Below are 19565 nucleotides of genomic sequence, written 5' to 3' on the forward strand. Positions count from 1 at the left end.
ATTAAGACCCGGCAAGTCTCGTTTGTCATCGATTGTAAACACAGCCCTAATATTCAGATTATTCCGGTAGGATTACTGTGGTAATTAATGTGTAAAAAACACAATACATGAAACTAACATCTTTCTTATTGACATTACCTGAAAATATCTAAAATCAGGTTTTATTCGGGAACTTGTTTTTGGTTTTCGAAAAGTAATTAATGATTTTAATATTTTACTTTTAGGACAGATAATGTTGAATTTTAAAGCTCAACCATATTGGGGATTAGTAACTCTGACTGTATTGTGTTTAATAGCGTCTCCATCATCAATATTCGCTGACCATTATTGCAAAGACAAATTTCCTGACTGGAAGTTAGAGGGTGACAACTTTTCAACAGATTGCAGTATTCGACCTCATTATTATACTGTTTTCAGAGATTTGTATTTTTCAAGAGAGTGCCAAAATGGCACTTGTGACTCAACTATTAACCCACACCACACCTTTGGTTTGACTGATACGGAAGACACTAGGAAACATTATAGCTTTCTAAGAATATTTGCCAAAGACTCTTATGACAGTTGTGTAGGTAATGATATCTATGATGGAGAATTACTTAGCGGTTCAGAAATGGAATACTACTGGAATCATTGTTATCTGGGATGTGTTGATTTTTACGAAGAACTACCTTATCCTAATTATTACTTTAACCTTTTTATTTGTGATCCAATTGAAGGTTTTAGTTTAATGGGCGGGTGGGACGCTGAATACGAATGCAAACTTGATGAAAATGATGATACAGTTGCAATATATAATTTTAAAGGAAAAGTAGGAGAAACCTTAGGTAATCATACAATCCATTCGACCATTGAAGAAGAAGTAACAGTCACAGCAATCTTTGATCGTCCAGAGGCTTGCTTACCAACTCCCGAGCTTAGTAGGAGCAAATACCAAACGACAGTCAATGTCAAATCAAAAGACGGTTCCTGCTGTCCTCTCGGTAAGACACAAACGATTATACTGAGCTGTAGTGAGGCGGATCATGTTAGAATCTTAGAGCAGCCCACTGGAGGTGAATTATACAAGGTAAATATTTCAGAAAGCGATCTATCTCAATGTGATGAATCAGGATGTGGGGGAAACAGTGTAAAAGTTGTATTAGAACCGCTCAACAACATGGTTAAGTACGAAAAGAAAAAAACAGAAACCGCAACCCTGTCTTGCGTATTTTATGATTTTGCCGGTAATGAAATTAAATCAGGCACTGCTTCTGTAGAATTTGTGTTAACCTGTCCGCCGGAAAACAAATAACATACCTTGTCCTTTATTTAAACATTCACATTGATTGAGATTATCATGAAAAAAATAATATTCTTTATTACTATATTCGCTACTCTAAACCTTTGTAACGGTGCTGAAATTTCTGTTGGCAGATTAAAGTATTCCATCGAACCCGGCACCAACCCTATAAACCAGCTCCCTTCAGCGGAAGTTTACACTGATCAGAATAACGATAAATGGGAGACTATCCGTTTTCCCGGAACTGTATATTTCTACAATGTTGAAGAGGGATATTATCCCGGTTGGAGTTCTGAGTACCAGGCTGCTTCAGACACTGTTAAAGTAACAAGCCCCAGAGGTTATATCTATATATTTGAACATAGCGACGGAAACTCCTACCGGCTTAAAACAATAACCAATGCAAATAACGAAGTTGAAGACAGGTATGTCTATGACAGCAACGATGGACTAATATATCGTATTTATGACGGAGATGCAACTGCAATAAATCCCTGTTATATTGAGTTTCAGTATAACACAAACAGAACTCAAATAACTTCTATAACTGCTGTTGACCAAAGTGTTTCAAGCTCTTCTGGAACCAACTATTCCCGCAGTTACACCATCAATTATGACACTAACGACAGAGTTAGCTCTATCACCAATTCCGGGGCTTCGGGGTGTGGATGCTCAGGCGGCGGCGATGATTGGATTGTTGAGGTGCTTGATGCTGATGAAAATCTTATTGAAGAACAAAACTCTGTCGGAAGCACTCTTTATACTTATGAATACGGTACTACTCAAGGCCAGCCGGATTACAACAAGCTGATTGCCAAACGCAATGCAGACGGCAAAATGGTTATGAAGTACGAATATGAGAATCTGGCCGGCGGCGGCCGCAAAGAAAAGGTTTATGAATGTGTTGAGGCCGAGCTCGCAACAGAAACTGAACCTGAAAGCTACATATACCGCTATTCTGAAACGGTTTATGATTCAGAAGGTGCGATGGAATCAGTGAGTGTATTTAAGGAAGAAAGGGACAGCACAGATACTACACATAATTCAACAAGCTATACAACCACTTACCTTTATGATGGCACAACTTATACTACTATACCTGATGGGGGAAGTGCTTCCGGGGAAAGAACAGTTGAAATATACAACAGTGATTATCAGCTAACTGAAAACAGGGAATATGATTCAAGCGATAACTATCGTAAGACACAAGACATATATTACTACACAAGCGGCTCAGCCGATGGTTTTGAAAAATACAACACAGATTTAAGGGAATTAAAGACTTACAGCGTATATACCGATGACAGTGGAAACCCCACTACGCTTCTCCAAAAACAATATGAAAATTACGATCCAGACAACTATACCCAAAAAACCTACCGTAAATATGGCTATGATTCTCAAAACCGGTTGACTACCGAAACACTCAAAATTGACGATGTATCCGGCGGAGATGATTCCGCCGACACCACACTTCAAACACTGCACTATGAATATGACAGCTATGGCAACATAAACAAGGAATACCTGAACAATCTTTCTAACAGAAGCAACCCGGATGCTCTTGTCACCGAGTATGTTTATAACGCGTTCGGCGATCTTGTCTGGCAGATAAGCCCTGCGGGCGTTGTTACCGGCAGAGTGTATGATTCGGCTTCGCGGGTTACTGATGAGTTTGTGCTTGCCGGCGGTATTACTACATTCAACGCATACAAAGACCCTCAAACCGGCCTTGACCCAAATCCGCTTAATTGGGATCTGGCCCTGATAACTGTTATCAGCCAGACTAAATATGAATATCACTCACTTACCGGCAAGAGAGAGTATGTAAAGATTGCTTTATGTGATGGTTCTTTTCCGTTCGACTCACCAGACAACTGGAACATAATCCAATACGGTTACGATCTGTATGGACGTAAGACATCCGAAATTCGCGGTTACGGAGTAGATAACCTTACTACTACCTATGCTTATAACCTCCAGGATGAAGTAGTTTTAACTACCGATCCTGCAAACAAAAAAACTCTAACGATCAGGGGCGGCCGGGGGCTTACAAAAGAAGTTCAACTAATTGACGCAAACGACAGTCAGAACAAAATCATCACTTCTTACATCTACGACAACCGGGGCAGACTTGAGCAGACGTTAGTAAACAATACTATAATAAAGAGTTATGAGTATGACGATTACGGCAGAACTGAAAAGGAATACAACGGCAACAATGATGGCTCGGCTGCTGACTATACTCCATATCACGTTGAATACACCTACCAGGGTGATACTGACGATGCGGCTATTGAAACTGTATGGGACGAAGATTTAACCGGTCAAACGGTTGCAGTCTCCAAGACGTTTAAGTACTATGACATCCTGGGTCAGGTGGTTTTTGAACAAAATTATTCAGACCCTTCAATGGCTGATTCTCTTGAGGATAGTTACACTTTTTATCAGTATGACAGCCTTGGCAATATGATAGTTAAGGCGGGGGTTGGCGTTGGCAACTACTGCTCTGTTGATCCTTATTGGGGAATCCCGGTTTATAACTCGTCTTTCTATACAGACAATGGAGAGATTTACTCTGATTATCCGTCATCATCGCAGACAGGCGATATTATCGAATTATTCAAATATGACGGCAACGGTCTGCTCATTGGCCGCATCAAAGGATATGCACCAAACATCTTAGATGAATTATACGATTATAACACATCAACGACACTCTATGAGGGATTATTTGAATGCAGCCTTGATGACTTTGAGACCTATATTAACGATATAAATCCAGACCTGCACTACACTCGTTATCAATACATCAACGGCCGGCTTGATAACGAAAGCATATACACTGAACTTGTTGACAATGGTTCGGGGTCTTTTATACTGGATTTTGTTGAGACCTCGCGATACAGCTACGATACGGGCGGTCGCAGAGATACTGTTACCCGTATGGGCGGCGTTGTTTATGAAAAGACTCTCAACTCAGCCGGACAGGTAATCGAGCAAGTCGTTACAGACAGCGATACCACTATTCTGCGACGCGAACAGGTATATTATGATATTCTTGGTCGAAAAATACGTGAAGCAGTTTTCAAAGACCCTGACCAAACAATATTAGACCTGAGCCTGGATAAGGTAACAGACTATGAATACAATACTTGCGGCCAACTCTGTAAGAAAAAAGTCGCCACAGGAGAAACAACACTTTTCATGCAGTTCCCAATAGTTGAACTCCTTCCGATAACCGACGACACTACAATTACTTACGATGGTTTCGGGCGCAAATATACTGTTACAGATGCTGCCGGGAATTGTGAAACACTCAACTATGACCCTGTTACCGGAAAAATTGCAACCCGAAGCAGACTTTCTGTAAGCGAGATTACAGGCGTAAATGATGTTACTGTAGTTGAAGCATTCGGTTATGACCCGGCATCCCGCCTGATAAGCAAGGCAGAGACAGGCTTTACAGGGACTGCAACCTATGCTTACCATGGAGGCAATCTTGTCAGGGAAACTCTCTTTGACGGGACGGTAAACGAATACATCTATGACGGGTTTGGCAATATGATTGAAGCTATAAAAGATGTTGATATGGGAGTGCAGGGCAAAACATACGTAGAACAATACACCGATTGGAATTATGACAGGCTTGGCAGGCAATACGAGATTACAGCCTACACAGACGGTAATTCTACTGCCAACGCTGAAACAACAACCTACACGTACGATTATATGGATAATATTACGCAGGTTGAATATGATGACGGCAGCGGTATCCGTTATTACTACAACAAGTTGGGCAATACAGAGGTCAGGGTTGTGCTCGATGATGTCAGCGACCCGGACTCTGACGGCGTTGAGACCGAATACAGCTACGATGCCGGGGGGTTCCTTGCCGAGAAGAACAATATTGATTATGCTCTTCCGCAAGACCCCGAAGACCCACTTATCCGTGAATCGCGTCCATGGTGTGTTTACGGCCATGACGGGCTTGGCAGGCTCGTCAGTACATGGCTGCTCGATACCGGTGGTCAGCAGATGGACTTTTCGCTGTATCAGTGCGGATATGACGGTCTTGGCAATGTTGAATGGACACAGGACGGTTTCTGGAGCGGGGCCGGTGTGAGTTATGAGTATTACAGCGATGGCCGGTTGAAATCTGTTACCGGGCCTTCGGGGCTTACGACATACTACAATCGTGACGAGATTGGCCGCGTCGTCAGCATTGAAGACAACTCCAATCTGCTTACCCAGTACGGCTATGTCGGCGGCAGGGTCGTTGATACGTACCTGGGCGAGAGCGGGTTTATGGCTGCCGGCAGTATTGACGCCCGCGGGCGTATCGGTCAGGAGGCCGTTTACGATACTGTAAGTCAACAGAACGTATGGGTGAATGCATACACCTATCAGCCCCAGACCGACAGGCTTTCGAGCAAGACGATTGGAAGTGATGTTGACAGCTACGGTTATGATGACCTTGGGCGGCTGGAGAGCTATGATTCCGAGATATTCGGTATCAACAATATCAGCTACTCACTCAACGATATCGGCGAAGAGACGGCAGCGCCGTCTGATAATTATGTTTACGGGCTTGACGGCGAGGGCCGCGTAAAACGTGTCGGGTTATCTACTTCTGATACCAACAGCAACGGCATATTGGACGAGAGCGAGGCTGCTTTTGCTCTCTATACCTATGACTCGCTTGGCCGGCGGATAAAGAAGGCGGTGGACGTTGATGACGGCTCCGGTGGCACAGAAACCTTGACTACGTGGTTTGTGTATGATATGATTGGCAACGTGATAACAGAATGTAAAGAGTCTGATACCGGCAGTGTGAGCTGGAGCCATGAGTACGTTTACTCTGACGACTCGCGGGCGGTGTATATGCGCAGGCCGCGGACGAAGACTAACCCGGACTGGGCCGATTATGACAACTTCATTTCTACTGGCCTCTACGATTTTGCGGAGGCGTGGCTTTGTTATCCCTCGTGCAGTCAGACGGTTCTAACGGCGTGGGATTCTAATTCAGACGACCGCGTTGACTTTGAGGACCTTGGGGCGGTACTGTCAGATATTGACGGCGACTGGGAAGAAAACAGCCGCCTTCTCGCAACTGACTACCGCGGCAGCGTCATCGGCATTGTAACCGCCGACCAAACTGCGATAGAGCCAATCTACTACGATGCCTGGGGGAATTCAGTAATTCAGACAGGCACAGACCTCGACGGGCTTAATGTCCTCTGGAACGGCTACTACTCTGATGCCGATACGGGGAATTACTATCTCAAAAACAGATATTACTCGCCGGTCGAGAGGAAATTCCTGACAGAAGATCCCCACGGCGTTAATCCCGATGGAAACTGGAATAACAGGTTCAGTATTTTAAACCAATATGCCGATGGTGCAGGTTTAGATGTTTACGCTGGGCATGACCCGGTCAATGGTAGGGATGATTGGGGGTTGGCTTGTGGTGTTGTCGTGAAACGAACAACATCAAGAGGTAGCACAGGTGAAAACAGAGGTCATGAGTGGATTTCATGGCAAGGAGGTTCAATAAGCTTTTGGCCCAACGGGGCAGGACAACCAGGTAAAGAATGGTCCGTTTTCTCTCCAGATCCATTAGATGGGCACTTTTTGTATACGACTCTTTGGTCCACTAAGCAACGTAAAAGGGGAAATCTTAGATGGGGGGGAGGAAAAGGCACATCGTGCAAGTGTGCAACCTGCAAAGATATAGTTTCTTGTGTGAGTTCATCCCCTGATCCGGGTTGGCAAAGTTTTTCTATGATAAATAACTGTCGAAGATATACTCGTAGAACAATAAAAGGTTGTTGTTTAAAACGTGAATTTATATTTATGGGAGGTTGGTAAGAATGAAAACACTTATTTTGTCTATAATAAGTCTATTTTCCTTTTTATTTCATGGATGCTATGAAAATAGTGATCTATACGGTAATACGAATATAGTATTTAAATGTGAAGGAAATCGTGTTCTATTAAACTTGGAACAGCAACAAAAACAAAGTGGGAATTCTACCATTATTACTGATTATATGGTAATTAAGGAAAGTTTGATTTTGTATAAAGATCGTTCGTATGAATGGGATTTTACAACAGAAAAATTAGGCAAAAAATCTTATAAAGGTATTCTACCTATACATGATTTTTCAATGTTAGTTGATTTACTTGATAAATCAGATTTTAAGAAAGAAAATGGCTTTTTGATCTATAGACATAATATGAAAGATAGTTCCCAATTTCTTCCAAAAAGTATAGCGATTCTGTGTAAATACATATATGACCAGCATATTGTTTCTGAATCTGCGAATTTGGCCGGCGGATAAAGAAGGCGGTGGACGTTGATGACGGCTCCGGCGGCACAGAAACCTTGACTACGTGGTTTGTGTATGATATGATGGGCAACGTGATAACAGAATGTGAACAGACAGATACCGGCAGTATTGGCTGGACTCGTGAGTACGTTTACTCTGACGGCTCGCGGGCGGTTTATATGCGCAGGCCGCATGTGCTGGGGCCGATTGCCGACTGGAACGGGTATGTCTCGTTTATCAGCAGCGGTATCGAGGATTTCGCCGCGGCCTGGCTGTGTGATTCGAGTTGTGAGCCGGCCGTTCTAACGGCGTGGGATCTCAACGATGACGGCTATATCGACCTGACAGATTTCGGCATGGAGGTTGCAAGTTTCAGCGGTGCATGGCAAAGCGAAAGCCGCCTGCTCGCAACCGACTACCGCGGCAGCGTCATCGGCATTGTAACCGCCGACCAGACAGCGATAGAGCCGATCCACTATGACGCCTGGGGAAATTCAGTAATCAACACAGGCACTGACCTCGACGGGCTTAGTATTCTCTGGAACGGATACTACCACGACTATGAGACGGGGAACTACTACCTCAAGAACAGATACTATTCTCCAGTTGAAAGAAGGTTCATAACAGATGACCCGCATGGTGTTAATCCAGATGGAAATTGGAACAATCAATTTAACATCCTAAAACAATACGTGGATGGCTTTGGTTTAGACGTTTACGCTAATCATGACCCTGTAAATGGTTTTGACCCGTGGGGATTGCTTGATGGCAATGAATATCTTAAGTGTACAGATAAATGTGACGAAAAGCTCAAATCATACCCACTTAAAACAGCAATTGATGCTTGTCATACGTGTTGCATGTTGTTTGCTTTTAATAGTAAAGTTGCTACATCAGAAGAAGCTGGGGCTTTCTGTGTGCAAAGCTCTATGCAGTGTCACAAACCTTTCAAGAAGACTAGATGGAAATGGTGGTATAAACTGATAGGATGGCTAACTGGAAAATGAACTAGTAAACTCATAAGGGTATATAACTATGCGAAAAATTTTAATTTTCTCTATATTATGTGTGTTATTTGCCGTGCAGAGCTGCAAAGAAAATAGACTTATAAATCTTCGAAAAGAGTTGCTAATAGACGATGATAATTACATCAGATTGTATATTCAATCTTTCAATGATATGGAAGCTAATCTAAAGCGGCAAGAAGAAATCAAATATGAGATAAAGGGCAAATTGTCTGGAAAAAAATTTAGTAAGATTTATCAAGGCATCAGCATTGCAGATTTTCAGATGTGGAATGACAAAATTGTACTTTTTTCACTAAACGGTTTTCTGTTGTATAATCCGTTTACCAATCAAGATGAATGGATATATAAGAATGAACATACTTTCATACGTCATCCTCTTGTAGAAATTGACGACGACACCGGCAATATATACGCTTTTTGCAGCCTTTACCCTGAAATGAATAAAATATTGTTGGCTATTAATATACACAAAAAAACAGCTTCCACATTGTAGTTGTCAACCGTAAGTCGAACACCCGTAAATTGTCATTTTTGCTTTGATTTGCTCTTTCATAAGTTAATAGAGTGACGGATATTCATGGCTCAATGAAATCATCGTAAGACGACAGCTACTCAAAAGGCCCTTTTAATTGCCATATTTCAGTGTCAGGGCGTACATTCCCCGCAATCATTAGTATTACCAATGAATTTAAACGAGATTAACCGGCGGATTTCAAACGGTAGCCTGTTACTCGGGTCTGGCTGAAATATCGTCTTTCAATATTTGCCGGAACCGTCTTGGCATCACGTGCCGGTGCTTCAGGCAAGTTGCCGAAGAATACATCATCCGGACGCTTGCCGTCTAATGACATATGCGGCCGCCAGGTATTGTACCAAAGCTGGAATTTATCACAAAGCTCTTGTAAATGATCAATCCCTCTTATGATCGGAACCCGATTGAGCCATTCTGATTTTAGTGTTCTATTAACTCTTTCAGTTACCGCAATTGAACCGTGCTTACCTATGGCACCAAGCCTATGCTTAATATTATAGTGCCGCAGACATTCAGCGAACGCCTCAGATATAAATACACTTCCCTGATCAGATATGAGATGCTTTGGCGAACCATATTTATCAATCGCCTCGTCCATGATATTGATAACCCAACCTGCATTGGGCCCCTCCAATGGGGCAGCAGCGACAACCTTACGGGAGAAGTGATCAATGATAACACATACATGCACGGCGAACAGTCCCCACTTGCGAACCACGGTAGTATCTATTGACCAGACATGGTTTGGATACCATGCCGGTATCTGCCGAGCCTCTGGCTTATCTATCTTCTTCTTTGAAGACATCTTTGGCCGGTTCTTCGGTTCCGGCCTGTTGAGTATATTGCGAGAAGTTGAAGCCGCCAGGAATATCCCAAGCAATTTAAGTTGGTTGGCAATTCTATGCCGTCCCCAGCCAGTATTAGCTCTTGCAATCTCCCAGACAAGGGAAACAACATCATCAGGTGTCTTGTTCGCCGGCACATGATTCTTGCTTTTCTCTTCAATTCGTTTAAGCCAGCGATAATAAGTTGATTTGGCAACTCCAAGATGCTTCGATATTTTATTTCTCGCTATCTGGTAATTCTCCATGTAGAAAATAACATACAATTTCTCACGCAGAGAATATCGTTTGCCTTGTGGTTCTTTAGAATTAGCTTTCAGCAGAATAGAGTTCTGCATTTGAAGCTGTTCAACCTTATTACGCAGAAACAAAATCTCCTTATCCTTTTCATCAACATTCATCCGGGCAAGCCTTTTAAGGCTTTTCTTGCGAATACGCCCCGAAAAGCCGGCAGCAATCACAACCGCTTTTAATATCAAACCACCAGCATAGTTGACAATCTCAAAATTAGAATTCATGGCCTTTCCTGATACATTGTATAAATGGTTACATTATAATCATTTATCGTTTTCTGTCTAAACTTGCAAAATTTTTGATATTTCATATAATAGCTGATAATTTATGATTATAAATAGGAACAAATATGCTGAAATTTCCCGGAGGAAATAATAAACATAAGGCTCAAGAGCTTGTATATGAAGCAATGGATTGCATTTACCATGATGAGGACAAAGCATTGGGACTATGTCGTAAAGCCTTGAAACTTTACCCGAACTGTATTGATGCCCTTGTTATGATAGCAGAGGTTGAATGTCAGACCATTGCCGCATATGCAAATGCCATGGAAAAGGCTGTAGAAGCCGGTCGCAGTGAACTTGGGGCTAAATGCTTCAAAGAAGACAAGGGATATTTCTGGGGACTGTTGGAGACACGTCCGTTTATGCGTGCAATGATGCAGCTCGCAACAAGTTACAAGCTTATGGGTAAACGATATTTAAGTAAGGCCATTGCCATTTTTGAAGAGATGCTTGAACTGAACCCCAATGATAATCAAGGAGTCAGAGACATATTGGTCGATTGCTATCTTGCAGATAAATCGTACGATAAAGCCGGCAAACTTATCAAGCAATACGAAGAAAATTCATTAGCAGTATTCAACTGGGCACGGGTTCTTTTAGCTTATGCAACAGAAGGAAAAGAAGCTGCTGATAAAGAATTCAAATCTGCAAAGAAACAAAATGAATACGTAGCCAGATATTTAAGCGGCAAAAAACGGGTTCCCAAGGAAGAACCTCAATATTACTCTCCCGGCGATGTATCTGAGGCCATCTATTGTTGCAGGGTTTTGAAAGAGGCGTGGAAAAGTCACCCTGAAGCTAAACTCTGGTTAAAATCAAAATGTTAGGGGTGGCACCGCAAAATAACCGGTGTCACTTTGGTGTCACTCTCCAGTGTGTCCCGACTGTACTTTGAGTGAGTATTAGAGTGTATCCTGACTGTACTGCCAGATTTTAAGCCAAAACACGACTATAAACCCTTATTTAACAATGACTTACAACCTATCCAAGGGACTGAAAATCCGTGTGTCGGCGGTTCAAATCCGCCCCTGCCCATTTCTTTTAAATCCCCATTTTTAGCATTATAAAGCGGGTTTCTTGTGTCGTTAAGGCTGTTTTTGGGGACCACTTCCAACCCCTTTGAAAGTTCGTATAAGTTCGCTTTTCCCCGCACTTGGTCGTCATTTGAGCCACAAATCTGCCCAATAGGTTCTGTATCACATGTCCCGGTAGCCTTGGCAGTTTGTTTACGGTCTGTTGTTTCAGACAATTTCGGCAGGTGCTGTAGTTGTCAAGCGGGTGTCGGACCACCTAAAATACGTTTGATGACTTAAAAATAAGGTTTTATTACTTTAAAAGTAATCTTCGATTTGGACTTAAATGCATGCTTTTCATTCCTACATAGATAGACACTTGGCTTTTAACCCCAATTTCTCACTTAGGTCTCGAAACCGGTAAAAATAAAAATATTTTCGATGTTTCTGGCCTTTGAGGGGTGTTTCGATTCTGGATTTGGCTTTGGTACAGACCTGCCCTATTGCATAGGTGAATTTCTATGCGATAATTTGGGTATGTATTTGAAAAAGCACAGGCGTAAAAAGAACGGTAAATGCAACACCTATTACAGTATTGCTGAGAAGCGGAAGGTCTCCGGTAATCGGCATGTGGAGAAGGTGGTTCTTTACCTTGGTGAGATCAGCGACTCTCAAAAGAAGGCCTGGCAGAGATCAATTGAGATAATCAACGAAGATAACAAACCTGTACACAAAACCCTTTTTGCTTTTGATCAGGACAACCAGAGCTGTCACGATGTTGATACGATACCGGTTAACATCTCAAAGATGAGACTGGAACGACCGCGTAGGTTTGGCGATTGCTGGCTGGCTTCTGAGATGTGGGATCAGCTTGGTTTTGACCGCTTCTGGTCAGAGCGGATTGATACAGACAGATCGCCGGTCGCATTCTCAAAAGTCCTCAAGTTGCTTACGGTGAGCAGGCTGATAAAACCTTCTGCCGAATACTTTGTCCATCAGCACTGGTTCAGCCAGAGTGCTATGGACGCCATCCTTGATTGTGATTTTGAGATTGCCGAGAAAAACAGGCTCTACCGTTGTCTTGACCGTATCCTTCCATACAAAGACGAACTTTGCAAATACCTTAAAGACACCTGGCAAGGAATGTTCAACCTTGAGTACGACATCCTGCTCTATGATATCACCAGCACGTATTTCGAGGGGCTATGCAAGCAGAATCCCAAGGCAGAATTCGGCCACAGCAAAGACAGACGCAGTGATTGCAGACAGGTGCTGATAGCCCTTGTTGTTACGCCGGAGGGCTTTCCTCTTGACTATGAAGTACTTCAGGGAAATACATCTGAAAAGACGACATTAAGACCCCTGCTCAACAAGATAGAAACAATGTACGGCAAGGCCAACAGGGTCTGGCTGATGGACAGGGGCATACCAACGGAAGCTACGCTCAAGTTCATGCGTAAGAACAATATAAGCTATCTTGTTGGCACACCCCGCAGACAGCTCGATGATTATAGCAGTGAACTTTCTCAAAAGGACTGGGAGCAGGTAAACAGCAGTGTTCATGTGAAATACATCGAAAAAGAGGGCGAATGCTATGTCCTTGCCAGGAGCAGGGATCGTATGCAAAAGGAGAGGGCCATGCGTAAAAGAAAACTGCGTAAATATCTTGACGGACTTGAAAAACTCAAGGGATATCGCAATTATGAACGTTTTTATAAACGCCTTGGGGCTTTGCAATCGCAGGCCGGTAAAGCTTATAGATGTGTGGAGCTCAATATTCCGGGGCAAAAGGAGCGGATTGAAGCCGGCGAATTCAGGTATCACATAAACCGGCAGAAATACCGTGATATGATCTATCGTGACGGCAAGTACTTTTTGCGGACCAATCAGAAGGGCAAGGATGGTAAGGCACTCTGGAATGAGTATATGCTGCAGTGCAACGTTGAGCAGTCTTTCAGAGAACTCAAGAGTGATCTTGGCATTCGCCCTGTATATCACCATAAAGAAGAGCGTGTTGATGCCCATATCTTTGTGGCGTTTATAAGTTATTGCCTGCAGGTGACATTGCGGCATAAGCTGCGGGTGAGTGCCTGCGGCCTGACCGCACAGGCTGCCCTGGAAACGATGAGCCGTATCCAGATGCTTGATGTGACATTTGAAACACTTGACGGTCGGTACCTCTTGATGGAGAGGTACACCGAGCCCGAGGCAGATCAGCGTCTGATACTGCACCACCTGAACATGGATCTGCCGCTGCAGAAGCCACCCAAAATATACAGCAGCCAGGTCAAAGATTAAGACCCCCTTTGGCGACACACCAACACCGCGGGCGCTACCATAAACCCTGTTTTACACCCCTAAGTGAGAAATTGGGGTTAAGTCGCAAGTAACTCGTGAGACAAAACTAAGCCAATGTAACCCTAAGCTGTCTGCCAAGACATTGAGCAGCCTTATCGAGAGTCTGCAAAGTTATAGATTCACAATTAGGGTCAAGCAGACGATTTAATGCGCTGCGTGAAGTATGCATCCGCTGAGCCATGCTGGTCTTTGATATGTGTTGCCTTTGCATTTCTTCGACAATCTGCATTGCCAGAACCCGTTTGGTCGCCGCAAGGGTAGATTCTTCGTAGATATTCTCTTCACGAAGAAAAAAACATCAAAAGAAGATCCCAACGGAGATTTATCTGTATTTTTTGCCATGTTTATTTTCCTTTGCTGAGTGCTTTTTGGATTTCTTTTTTCCGTCTGCGAGCAATATCCATATCAGCCGCCGGTGTTTTCTGCTGTTTCTTAATAAATCCATGAAGCTGATATGCTGAAAAAGATGTCGCACTGATCGAAAACTCACTAAAACGCGGTGCACCGCTTGGTGAAACAGAATGGGTAAAGAAAACCGCCAAAGACCTTTTGCTCGAATCAACAATAAACAAACGGAGCAGGCCGTTTAAAAAGGACTATGATGAATAACACTTTGACAAAACAAGCCCTAAGCGCGTGTAAAGCACTGCTAATAAATGAGTTGCGTTATTACTGTAAAACAAAGTTCTCTTCTGAGCTGATTCATTTTGCCATCAAGCACGGCATTGTTACCATTTAAGCACCTGTAAAAAATTCACTCCAAACCTCGTAATTTCACGAGTAGCATTCCTTTTTATTTCCCTTATAATTTTGAATTTTGCTCTTGCAGTAAAAAAAGTTTTTCACAAAGGCGCGATTGTGCTATGGAAAATAAATGTATTGTTCTTGCCGATAAACATCAGAACATCCTTGAAGGCCTTCACGGACTGCTCGAAAGCGTATTTGCCAGCGTGGTGATGATCGCCGATCAGCCGTCATTGGTCGAAGCTTTAAATAAGATTCATCCGCAATTTGCCATTATTGATTTGCCCTTACTGGGTCATGTCGAATTAGATACAGCCTGCAAACTCCACAAACGTTTTCCTGATATAAAAATTTTCATTCTGAGCGATTACGATGAGCCCTGAATTGCGGATGATGTTATATCGTCAGGCGCTTCGGACTTTGTCCTGAATCAATATGCCGGCACGGATTTGTTTGAAGCCATTCAAAGTGTGAAGAAAGGGAAAACTTTTATCTCGCCGGCGGGGAAAAACAGATACGATTCACAAGAAAAAATGGGAGATAATTAACATGAGAAAAGTATCCAGATATTCAACTGTGTTTCTGTTTGTGATGATGATTTCCATCTCAGCTTACTCTGAGAGCCAACCACAGACGACAGACGATTGGGAGATTCGGTTAATGCCGTATTTCTGGATGCCTTCGCTGGATGCAGAAGGAACTGTCGGCGGGCCTTTAGGCGGAAGCCTTTCAGGTAATATCGATTTGAGTTTTGGCGATGTTCTGGATTATCTTAATTTTACAGCCATGGGACGTATGGAGGCATGGAACGGAAAGTGGGGACTGACCTTTGACGGGATTTTTATGAATTTGGGTGCAGACGGAAGTTTTCAAGGTCGCAGAGGATTTGTTGATTTCAGTTTGGATGCGGATATCCGGCTGGGCATGGCGGATTTCGGATTAACCTACCGTCTCTTTGAAGAGCGATTTGGCAATGATAACCTGCAACGTTTTGTGTTTGAGCCATACGGGGGCCTTCGATATTCCTATCTGAAAGAGGAAATTGATTTGAATATCAACATTGCCGGAGTCGGTTCTGCCGGACAAACACTGGGTACCTCTGAGGATTGGGTGGAGCCGTTTATCGGAGGTCGAGTCATTTGGGATTTGAATGACACATGGTCGCTTAATGTAAGAGGTGACGCCGGCGGATTTGGAATCGGCAGCGCATCGGATCTGACCTGGCAGATACTTGGAGGCGTGGATTGTAAATTATCAAAAAATACGACCCTTAATATGGGCTATCGTTATGTAGAACTCGACTACAGCCACGGCAGCGGTTCCGATGAACTTGGAATTGATTTACGGGCACAAGGTCCATATCTGGGCCTGACGATTTTGTTTTGAGGCTAAAATTGACATAATAGTATCTTTAATGAAAGAAAAAAAATGAAAACATCATTAATCAAGAGACTTGTTTGTACGGTTGCATTGCTTTTGTGCTTGTCGTTTGTGGGAGCCTATGCCCAGACTGCGGCTGGGGTTTCCGTTCAGGAAGCGCGTGCCATTGCCAAGGATGCCTACGTTTACGGCTTCCCGCTGGTTGACGGCTACCGCATCCTGCACGCCTACTTCGTGGACCGCGACAATCCCGAATACAAGGCGCCCTGGAACCAGATCAAGAACATCCCCCGCGTCTATACGCCCGACGACAAGGCGGTGCAGACGCCCAACTCGGACACGCCCTATTCCTTCCTGGGCATGGACCTGCGAGCCGAGCCCATCGTACTCACCGTGCCACCGATCGAGAAGGGCCGCTACTTCAGCATCCAGCTCGTGGACCTTTACACCCACAACTTCGACTACATCGGCAGTCGAGCCACGGGCAACGGTGGAGGCAGCTTCCTCATCGCCGGGCCGGGCTGGAATGGCGAGGTGCCCGCGGGAGTGACAAAGGTGATGCGCTCGGAGACCGAGCAGGCGCTGGCCATCTATCGCACCCAGCTTTTCAACCCGGGCGACCTCGACAAGGTGAAGGCGATCCAGACGGGCTACAAGGCGCAGCCACTTTCGACATTCCTCGGCCAGTCCGGGCCCAAGACGGCGCCGGCGATCGATTTCATCAAGCCGCTCACACCGGAGACGCAGAAGACCTCGCCGGAGTTCTTCAATGTGCTGAACTTCGTGCTGAAGTTCTGCCCGACAGTTCCATCCGAAAAGGAGCTCATGGCGCGTTTCGCCGGGATTGGCATCGGTGCGGGCAAGAGCATCGATACGAGCAAGCTCTCCCCCGAGATCAAGGAGGCCATCGAGCAAGGAATGGCCGACGCCTGGACCGAGATGGCGAAACTGAAGAAGCGATTCGATGCGGGGGAAGTGAAATCCGGCGACGTGTTCGGGACGCGGGAGTACTTGAAGAACAATTATCTCTATCGCATGACGGCCGCCGCACTCGGTATCTACGGCAATTCGAAGCAGGAAGCGATGTATCCCCTGTATGCGGTCGACGCCGACGGCCAGAAGCTGGACGGCGCCAAGAGCCGTTACACGCTACGCTTCGCGCCGGGTCAGTTGCCGCCCGTCAGCGCATTCTGGTCGCTCACCATGTATCAGCTGCCGGAGAGCCTGCTGGTGGCCAATCCCATCGACCGCTATTTGCTGAACTCACCAATGTTGCCGCAGTTCAAGAAAGATGCCGACGGCGGACTGACCTTGCTCATCCAGAATGAATCCCCTGGCGTGGACAAGGAATCCAACTGGCTGCCCGCGCCCAAGGGCCCGTTCTTCATGGCCATGCGACTCTACTGGCCGGCAGAAGCAGCGCTCGACGGCACATGGAAAGCCCCCGCACTGAACAAGGTGAAATAGACAATGCAGAAAGGAAAATTCATGAAACCAAACATTACCATACTGACTCTCACGGCCGCGCTGGTCGTATCGAGTGCCCACGCACAGTCCAACCCTGCCCGTGAAGCGGCGAAAACGAAGGCGGCTTCGATTCCGGACAAGGTCCAGACCGTGGCCGGCGAACTCGAATTTTTGGATGGTGTCCCCATCGGGAAAACCAACGACCGCGTCTATGACTACCTGACTCGTGCGCGGGCGCTCTCGGTTTACCTCGACAACATCGGTGCGGTATCCATCTACTGCGTCCTTGCGGGCATGGCCGAACAGGGTGCCGATGCGCCGAACAAGGTCGCCCTCTGGAGAAAACTGATGGATTCCCGGACGCCGGTCATCACCTCCAACACATCGACGATGTATGCCTACGCCCCGACGGATCTGGCTAACGACGGCCCGACGGTCATCGAGATCCCGCCCGGCATGCTCGGCTTCCTCAACGACGCCTGGCAGCGATATGTCGGCGACATGGGGATGGCCGGTTCGGACAGAGGACAGGGAGGGAAGTACCTCGTCATCCCGCCCGGTTACGAGGGTGTGATTCCGGACGGCTACTTCCTGCTGGAGCCGCCAACCAACCGGAATTTCCTTTTCCTGCGCGGATCCATCAAGGACGGCCTGGAAGCGGCGGTCGAAAACTTCCAAAAAGGGCTGAAGATCTATCCGCTCAAGGATGCCGCCAATCCGGCGCCCACCGAGTTGGTCAATATGTCCGGCCGGGCGTTCAGCACCATCTTCCCGAGCAATCTTAAATACTACGAGATCCTGAACGACATCGTGCAGCATGAACCGGTCGATGCGGTCAATCCGGAAGTCCGGGGATACATGGCCTCGATCGGTATCGTCAAAGGCAAGCCCTTCAATCCCGACGAGCGGATGAAAATGCTTCTGGAAGAGGCTGCGGTGCTTGGAAACGCTGCCGGACGCTCCATCACCTACGATCCAAGGATCGACGGCGTCAAGATTTATCCGGATTCGAAGAGCAACTGGGTAATGGCTTACGCCAACAAGAACACCTCTTTCGAAGCGGATGGCATCATGAATCTCGATGCACGGGTGCTCTTCTACTACAACGCCGGAGGCGTCACGCCTGCGATGGCGTTGACCCGCCCGGGTGCCGGTTCGGACTACGCCCTGGCCGTGCTGGACAACAACGACCAGCCTTTCGATGGATCGAAGACCTATAAGCTGCATCTGCCGCCGAACGTGCCGGTCAACAACTTCTGGGCGGTCACGATGTACGACACCCAGACCCGCTGCCAGCTTCAGACCAGCCAACTCTTTCCAACGAAAGGCAGTCTGACCGAGGGGGTGCAGAAAAATGAAGATGGCTCCTACGACCTCTATTTTGGCCCGAAAGCCCCGGAAGGCAAAGAAGGCAACTGGCTGGAAACGATCCCTGGCAAAAGCTGGTTCTGCATTCTGCGCATGTACGGTCCGCTGGAGCCATGGATCAACAAGACCTGGCGTCCCAGCGAGATTGAACTTGTGAAGTAAGTTGTTTTCGATTCTGGAACCCGCTGGCTGCTTAGGTTGCAGAAAGCGGCTAGCGTGGTTTGCTGAATCGTAATATCTGAAACGAATCGCTCGTCATCAAAAAAGAATAGAAAAAAAGAATATGAATCCAACAAAGCACAAACTCTTCGCAGGAGCGCTGGCCACGGCTGTCGCTGTCACTCTGTTCACCAGCTGCGCCGCCAAGGACGACGCTGTTTCCGAGGCCAAGAAATCGGGAAAAGTTCGTCCTGGCATCGCCGAAATCAAGGCTATTGCCGAGGAGGGCTTCATCTACGGGCTGCCGATCGTCATGAACTATGCAGTGATGCAGGAGTTCTCGGTTGACACAAACTCGGGGCAGTTCAAGGCGCCGTTCAACACCATGTGGAACGATGCCGCTAGCCTGCATACAATTTGCAGAGGTGTAGCTTATAAATCAGTCCAGTTTTTCAGAAAAGAAATATAAAATGGAAAGAAAAAAA

15 protein-coding genes are annotated in these 19565 nt (G+C 45.6%); 12 read left to right on the plus strand and 3 right to left on the minus strand.

What is annotated here, in order from left to right:
• The first annotated feature begins 232 nt into the window (after positions 1–232).
• Genes SMSP2_RS08900 through SMSP2_RS08920 form a run of 5 tightly spaced genes read left to right on the plus strand, consistent with a single transcriptional unit; the run spans position 233 to position 9132 of the window.
• Entirely contained in the window at positions 233–1291 is a 1059-nt protein-coding gene (locus tag SMSP2_RS08900) for a hypothetical protein (RefSeq protein ID WP_146683613.1), read from the plus strand.
• Positions 1292–1336: 45 nt separating this feature from the next.
• On the plus strand, positions 1337–7150 hold the full coding sequence (locus SMSP2_RS08905) for an RHS repeat-associated core domain-containing protein (protein WP_146683614.1): 5814 nt from the start codon (positions 1337–1339) through the stop codon (positions 7148–7150).
• A 2-nt stretch (positions 7151–7152) separates the two neighbouring features.
• Positions 7153–7623, plus strand: a complete 471-nt coding sequence (locus SMSP2_RS08910) for a hypothetical protein (protein ID WP_146683615.1) — start codon at positions 7153–7155, stop codon at positions 7621–7623.
• Between the two features lie 8 nt (positions 7624–7631).
• Positions 7632–8618 carry an RHS repeat domain-containing protein gene (locus SMSP2_RS08915; RefSeq protein ID WP_146683616.1) on the plus strand — a complete coding sequence of 329 codons (987 nt, stop codon included), beginning with the start codon at positions 7632–7634 and terminating at the stop codon, positions 8616–8618.
• A gap of 28 nt (positions 8619–8646) precedes the next feature.
• Positions 8647–9132 carry a hypothetical protein gene (locus tag SMSP2_RS08920; protein WP_146683617.1) on the plus strand — a complete coding sequence of 162 codons (486 nt, stop codon included), beginning with the start codon at positions 8647–8649 and terminating at the stop codon, positions 9130–9132.
• 205 nt (positions 9133–9337) lie between these two features.
• Here SMSP2_RS08920 and SMSP2_RS08925 read toward each other — a convergent pair whose 3' ends face one another.
• On the minus strand, positions 9338–10531 hold the full coding sequence (locus SMSP2_RS08925) for an IS3 family transposase (protein ID WP_146683618.1): 1194 nt from the start codon (positions 10529–10531) through the stop codon (positions 9338–9340).
• A 125-nt stretch (positions 10532–10656) separates the two neighbouring features.
• Between SMSP2_RS08925 and SMSP2_RS08930 the strand changes: the two genes are divergently transcribed.
• Complete coding sequence (locus tag SMSP2_RS08930) at positions 10657–11418, plus strand: tetratricopeptide repeat protein (RefSeq protein ID WP_146683619.1); 762 nt, start codon at positions 10657–10659, stop codon at positions 11416–11418.
• A 627-nt stretch (positions 11419–12045) separates the two neighbouring features.
• The gene (locus SMSP2_RS08935) at positions 12046–13902 is read left to right on the plus strand and encodes an IS1634 family transposase (RefSeq protein WP_146683153.1); all 1857 of its coding nucleotides are present in this window, start codon (positions 12046–12048) and stop codon (positions 13900–13902) included.
• Between the two features lie 106 nt (positions 13903–14008).
• Here SMSP2_RS08935 and SMSP2_RS08940 read toward each other — a convergent pair whose 3' ends face one another.
• Together SMSP2_RS08940 and SMSP2_RS15000 are read right to left on the minus strand one after the other, a co-directional pair.
• On the minus strand, positions 14009–14191 hold the full coding sequence (locus tag SMSP2_RS08940; RefSeq protein WP_146683620.1) for a helix-turn-helix domain-containing protein: 183 nt from the start codon (positions 14189–14191) through the stop codon (positions 14009–14011).
• A gap of 115 nt (positions 14192–14306) precedes the next feature.
• Positions 14307–14534 carry a type II toxin-antitoxin system RelE/ParE family toxin gene (locus SMSP2_RS15000; RefSeq protein ID WP_222566311.1) on the minus strand — a complete coding sequence of 76 codons (228 nt, stop codon included), beginning with the start codon at positions 14532–14534 and terminating at the stop codon, positions 14307–14309.
• Positions 14535–14825: 291 nt separating this feature from the next.
• On the opposite strand from SMSP2_RS15000, the gene SMSP2_RS08950 reads away from it, so the two are divergent.
• The 5 genes from SMSP2_RS08950 to SMSP2_RS15005 all read left to right on the plus strand — a co-directional run bounded on the left by SMSP2_RS08950 (position 14826) and on the right by SMSP2_RS15005 (position 19549).
• Positions 14826–15089: a response regulator gene (locus tag SMSP2_RS08950; RefSeq protein WP_146683621.1), complete on the plus strand. Its 264-nt coding sequence runs from the start codon at positions 14826–14828 to the stop codon at positions 15087–15089.
• A 166-nt stretch (positions 15090–15255) separates the two neighbouring features.
• Positions 15256–16092: an outer membrane protein gene (locus SMSP2_RS08955; RefSeq protein WP_146683622.1), complete on the plus strand. Its 837-nt coding sequence runs from the start codon at positions 15256–15258 to the stop codon at positions 16090–16092.
• 42 nt (positions 16093–16134) lie between these two features.
• A complete protein-coding gene (locus tag SMSP2_RS08960) occupies positions 16135–17553 on the plus strand; it encodes a DUF1254 domain-containing protein (RefSeq protein WP_146683623.1) in 1419 nt (472 codons plus the stop codon).
• Positions 17554–17556: 3 nt separating this feature from the next.
• A complete protein-coding gene (locus SMSP2_RS08965) occupies positions 17557–19083 on the plus strand; it encodes a DUF1254 domain-containing protein (RefSeq protein WP_222566312.1) in 1527 nt (508 codons plus the stop codon).
• Positions 19084–19204: 121 nt separating this feature from the next.
• On the plus strand, positions 19205–19549 hold the full coding sequence (locus SMSP2_RS15005; RefSeq protein WP_222566313.1) for a hypothetical protein: 345 nt from the start codon (positions 19205–19207) through the stop codon (positions 19547–19549).
• The last annotated feature ends 16 nt before the right edge of the window (positions 19550–19565 follow it).

It is taken from the genome of Limihaloglobus sulfuriphilus (assembly GCF_001999965.1).
In the GTDB taxonomy this organism is placed as follows: domain Bacteria; phylum Planctomycetota; class Phycisphaerae; order Sedimentisphaerales; family Sedimentisphaeraceae; genus Limihaloglobus; species Limihaloglobus sulfuriphilus.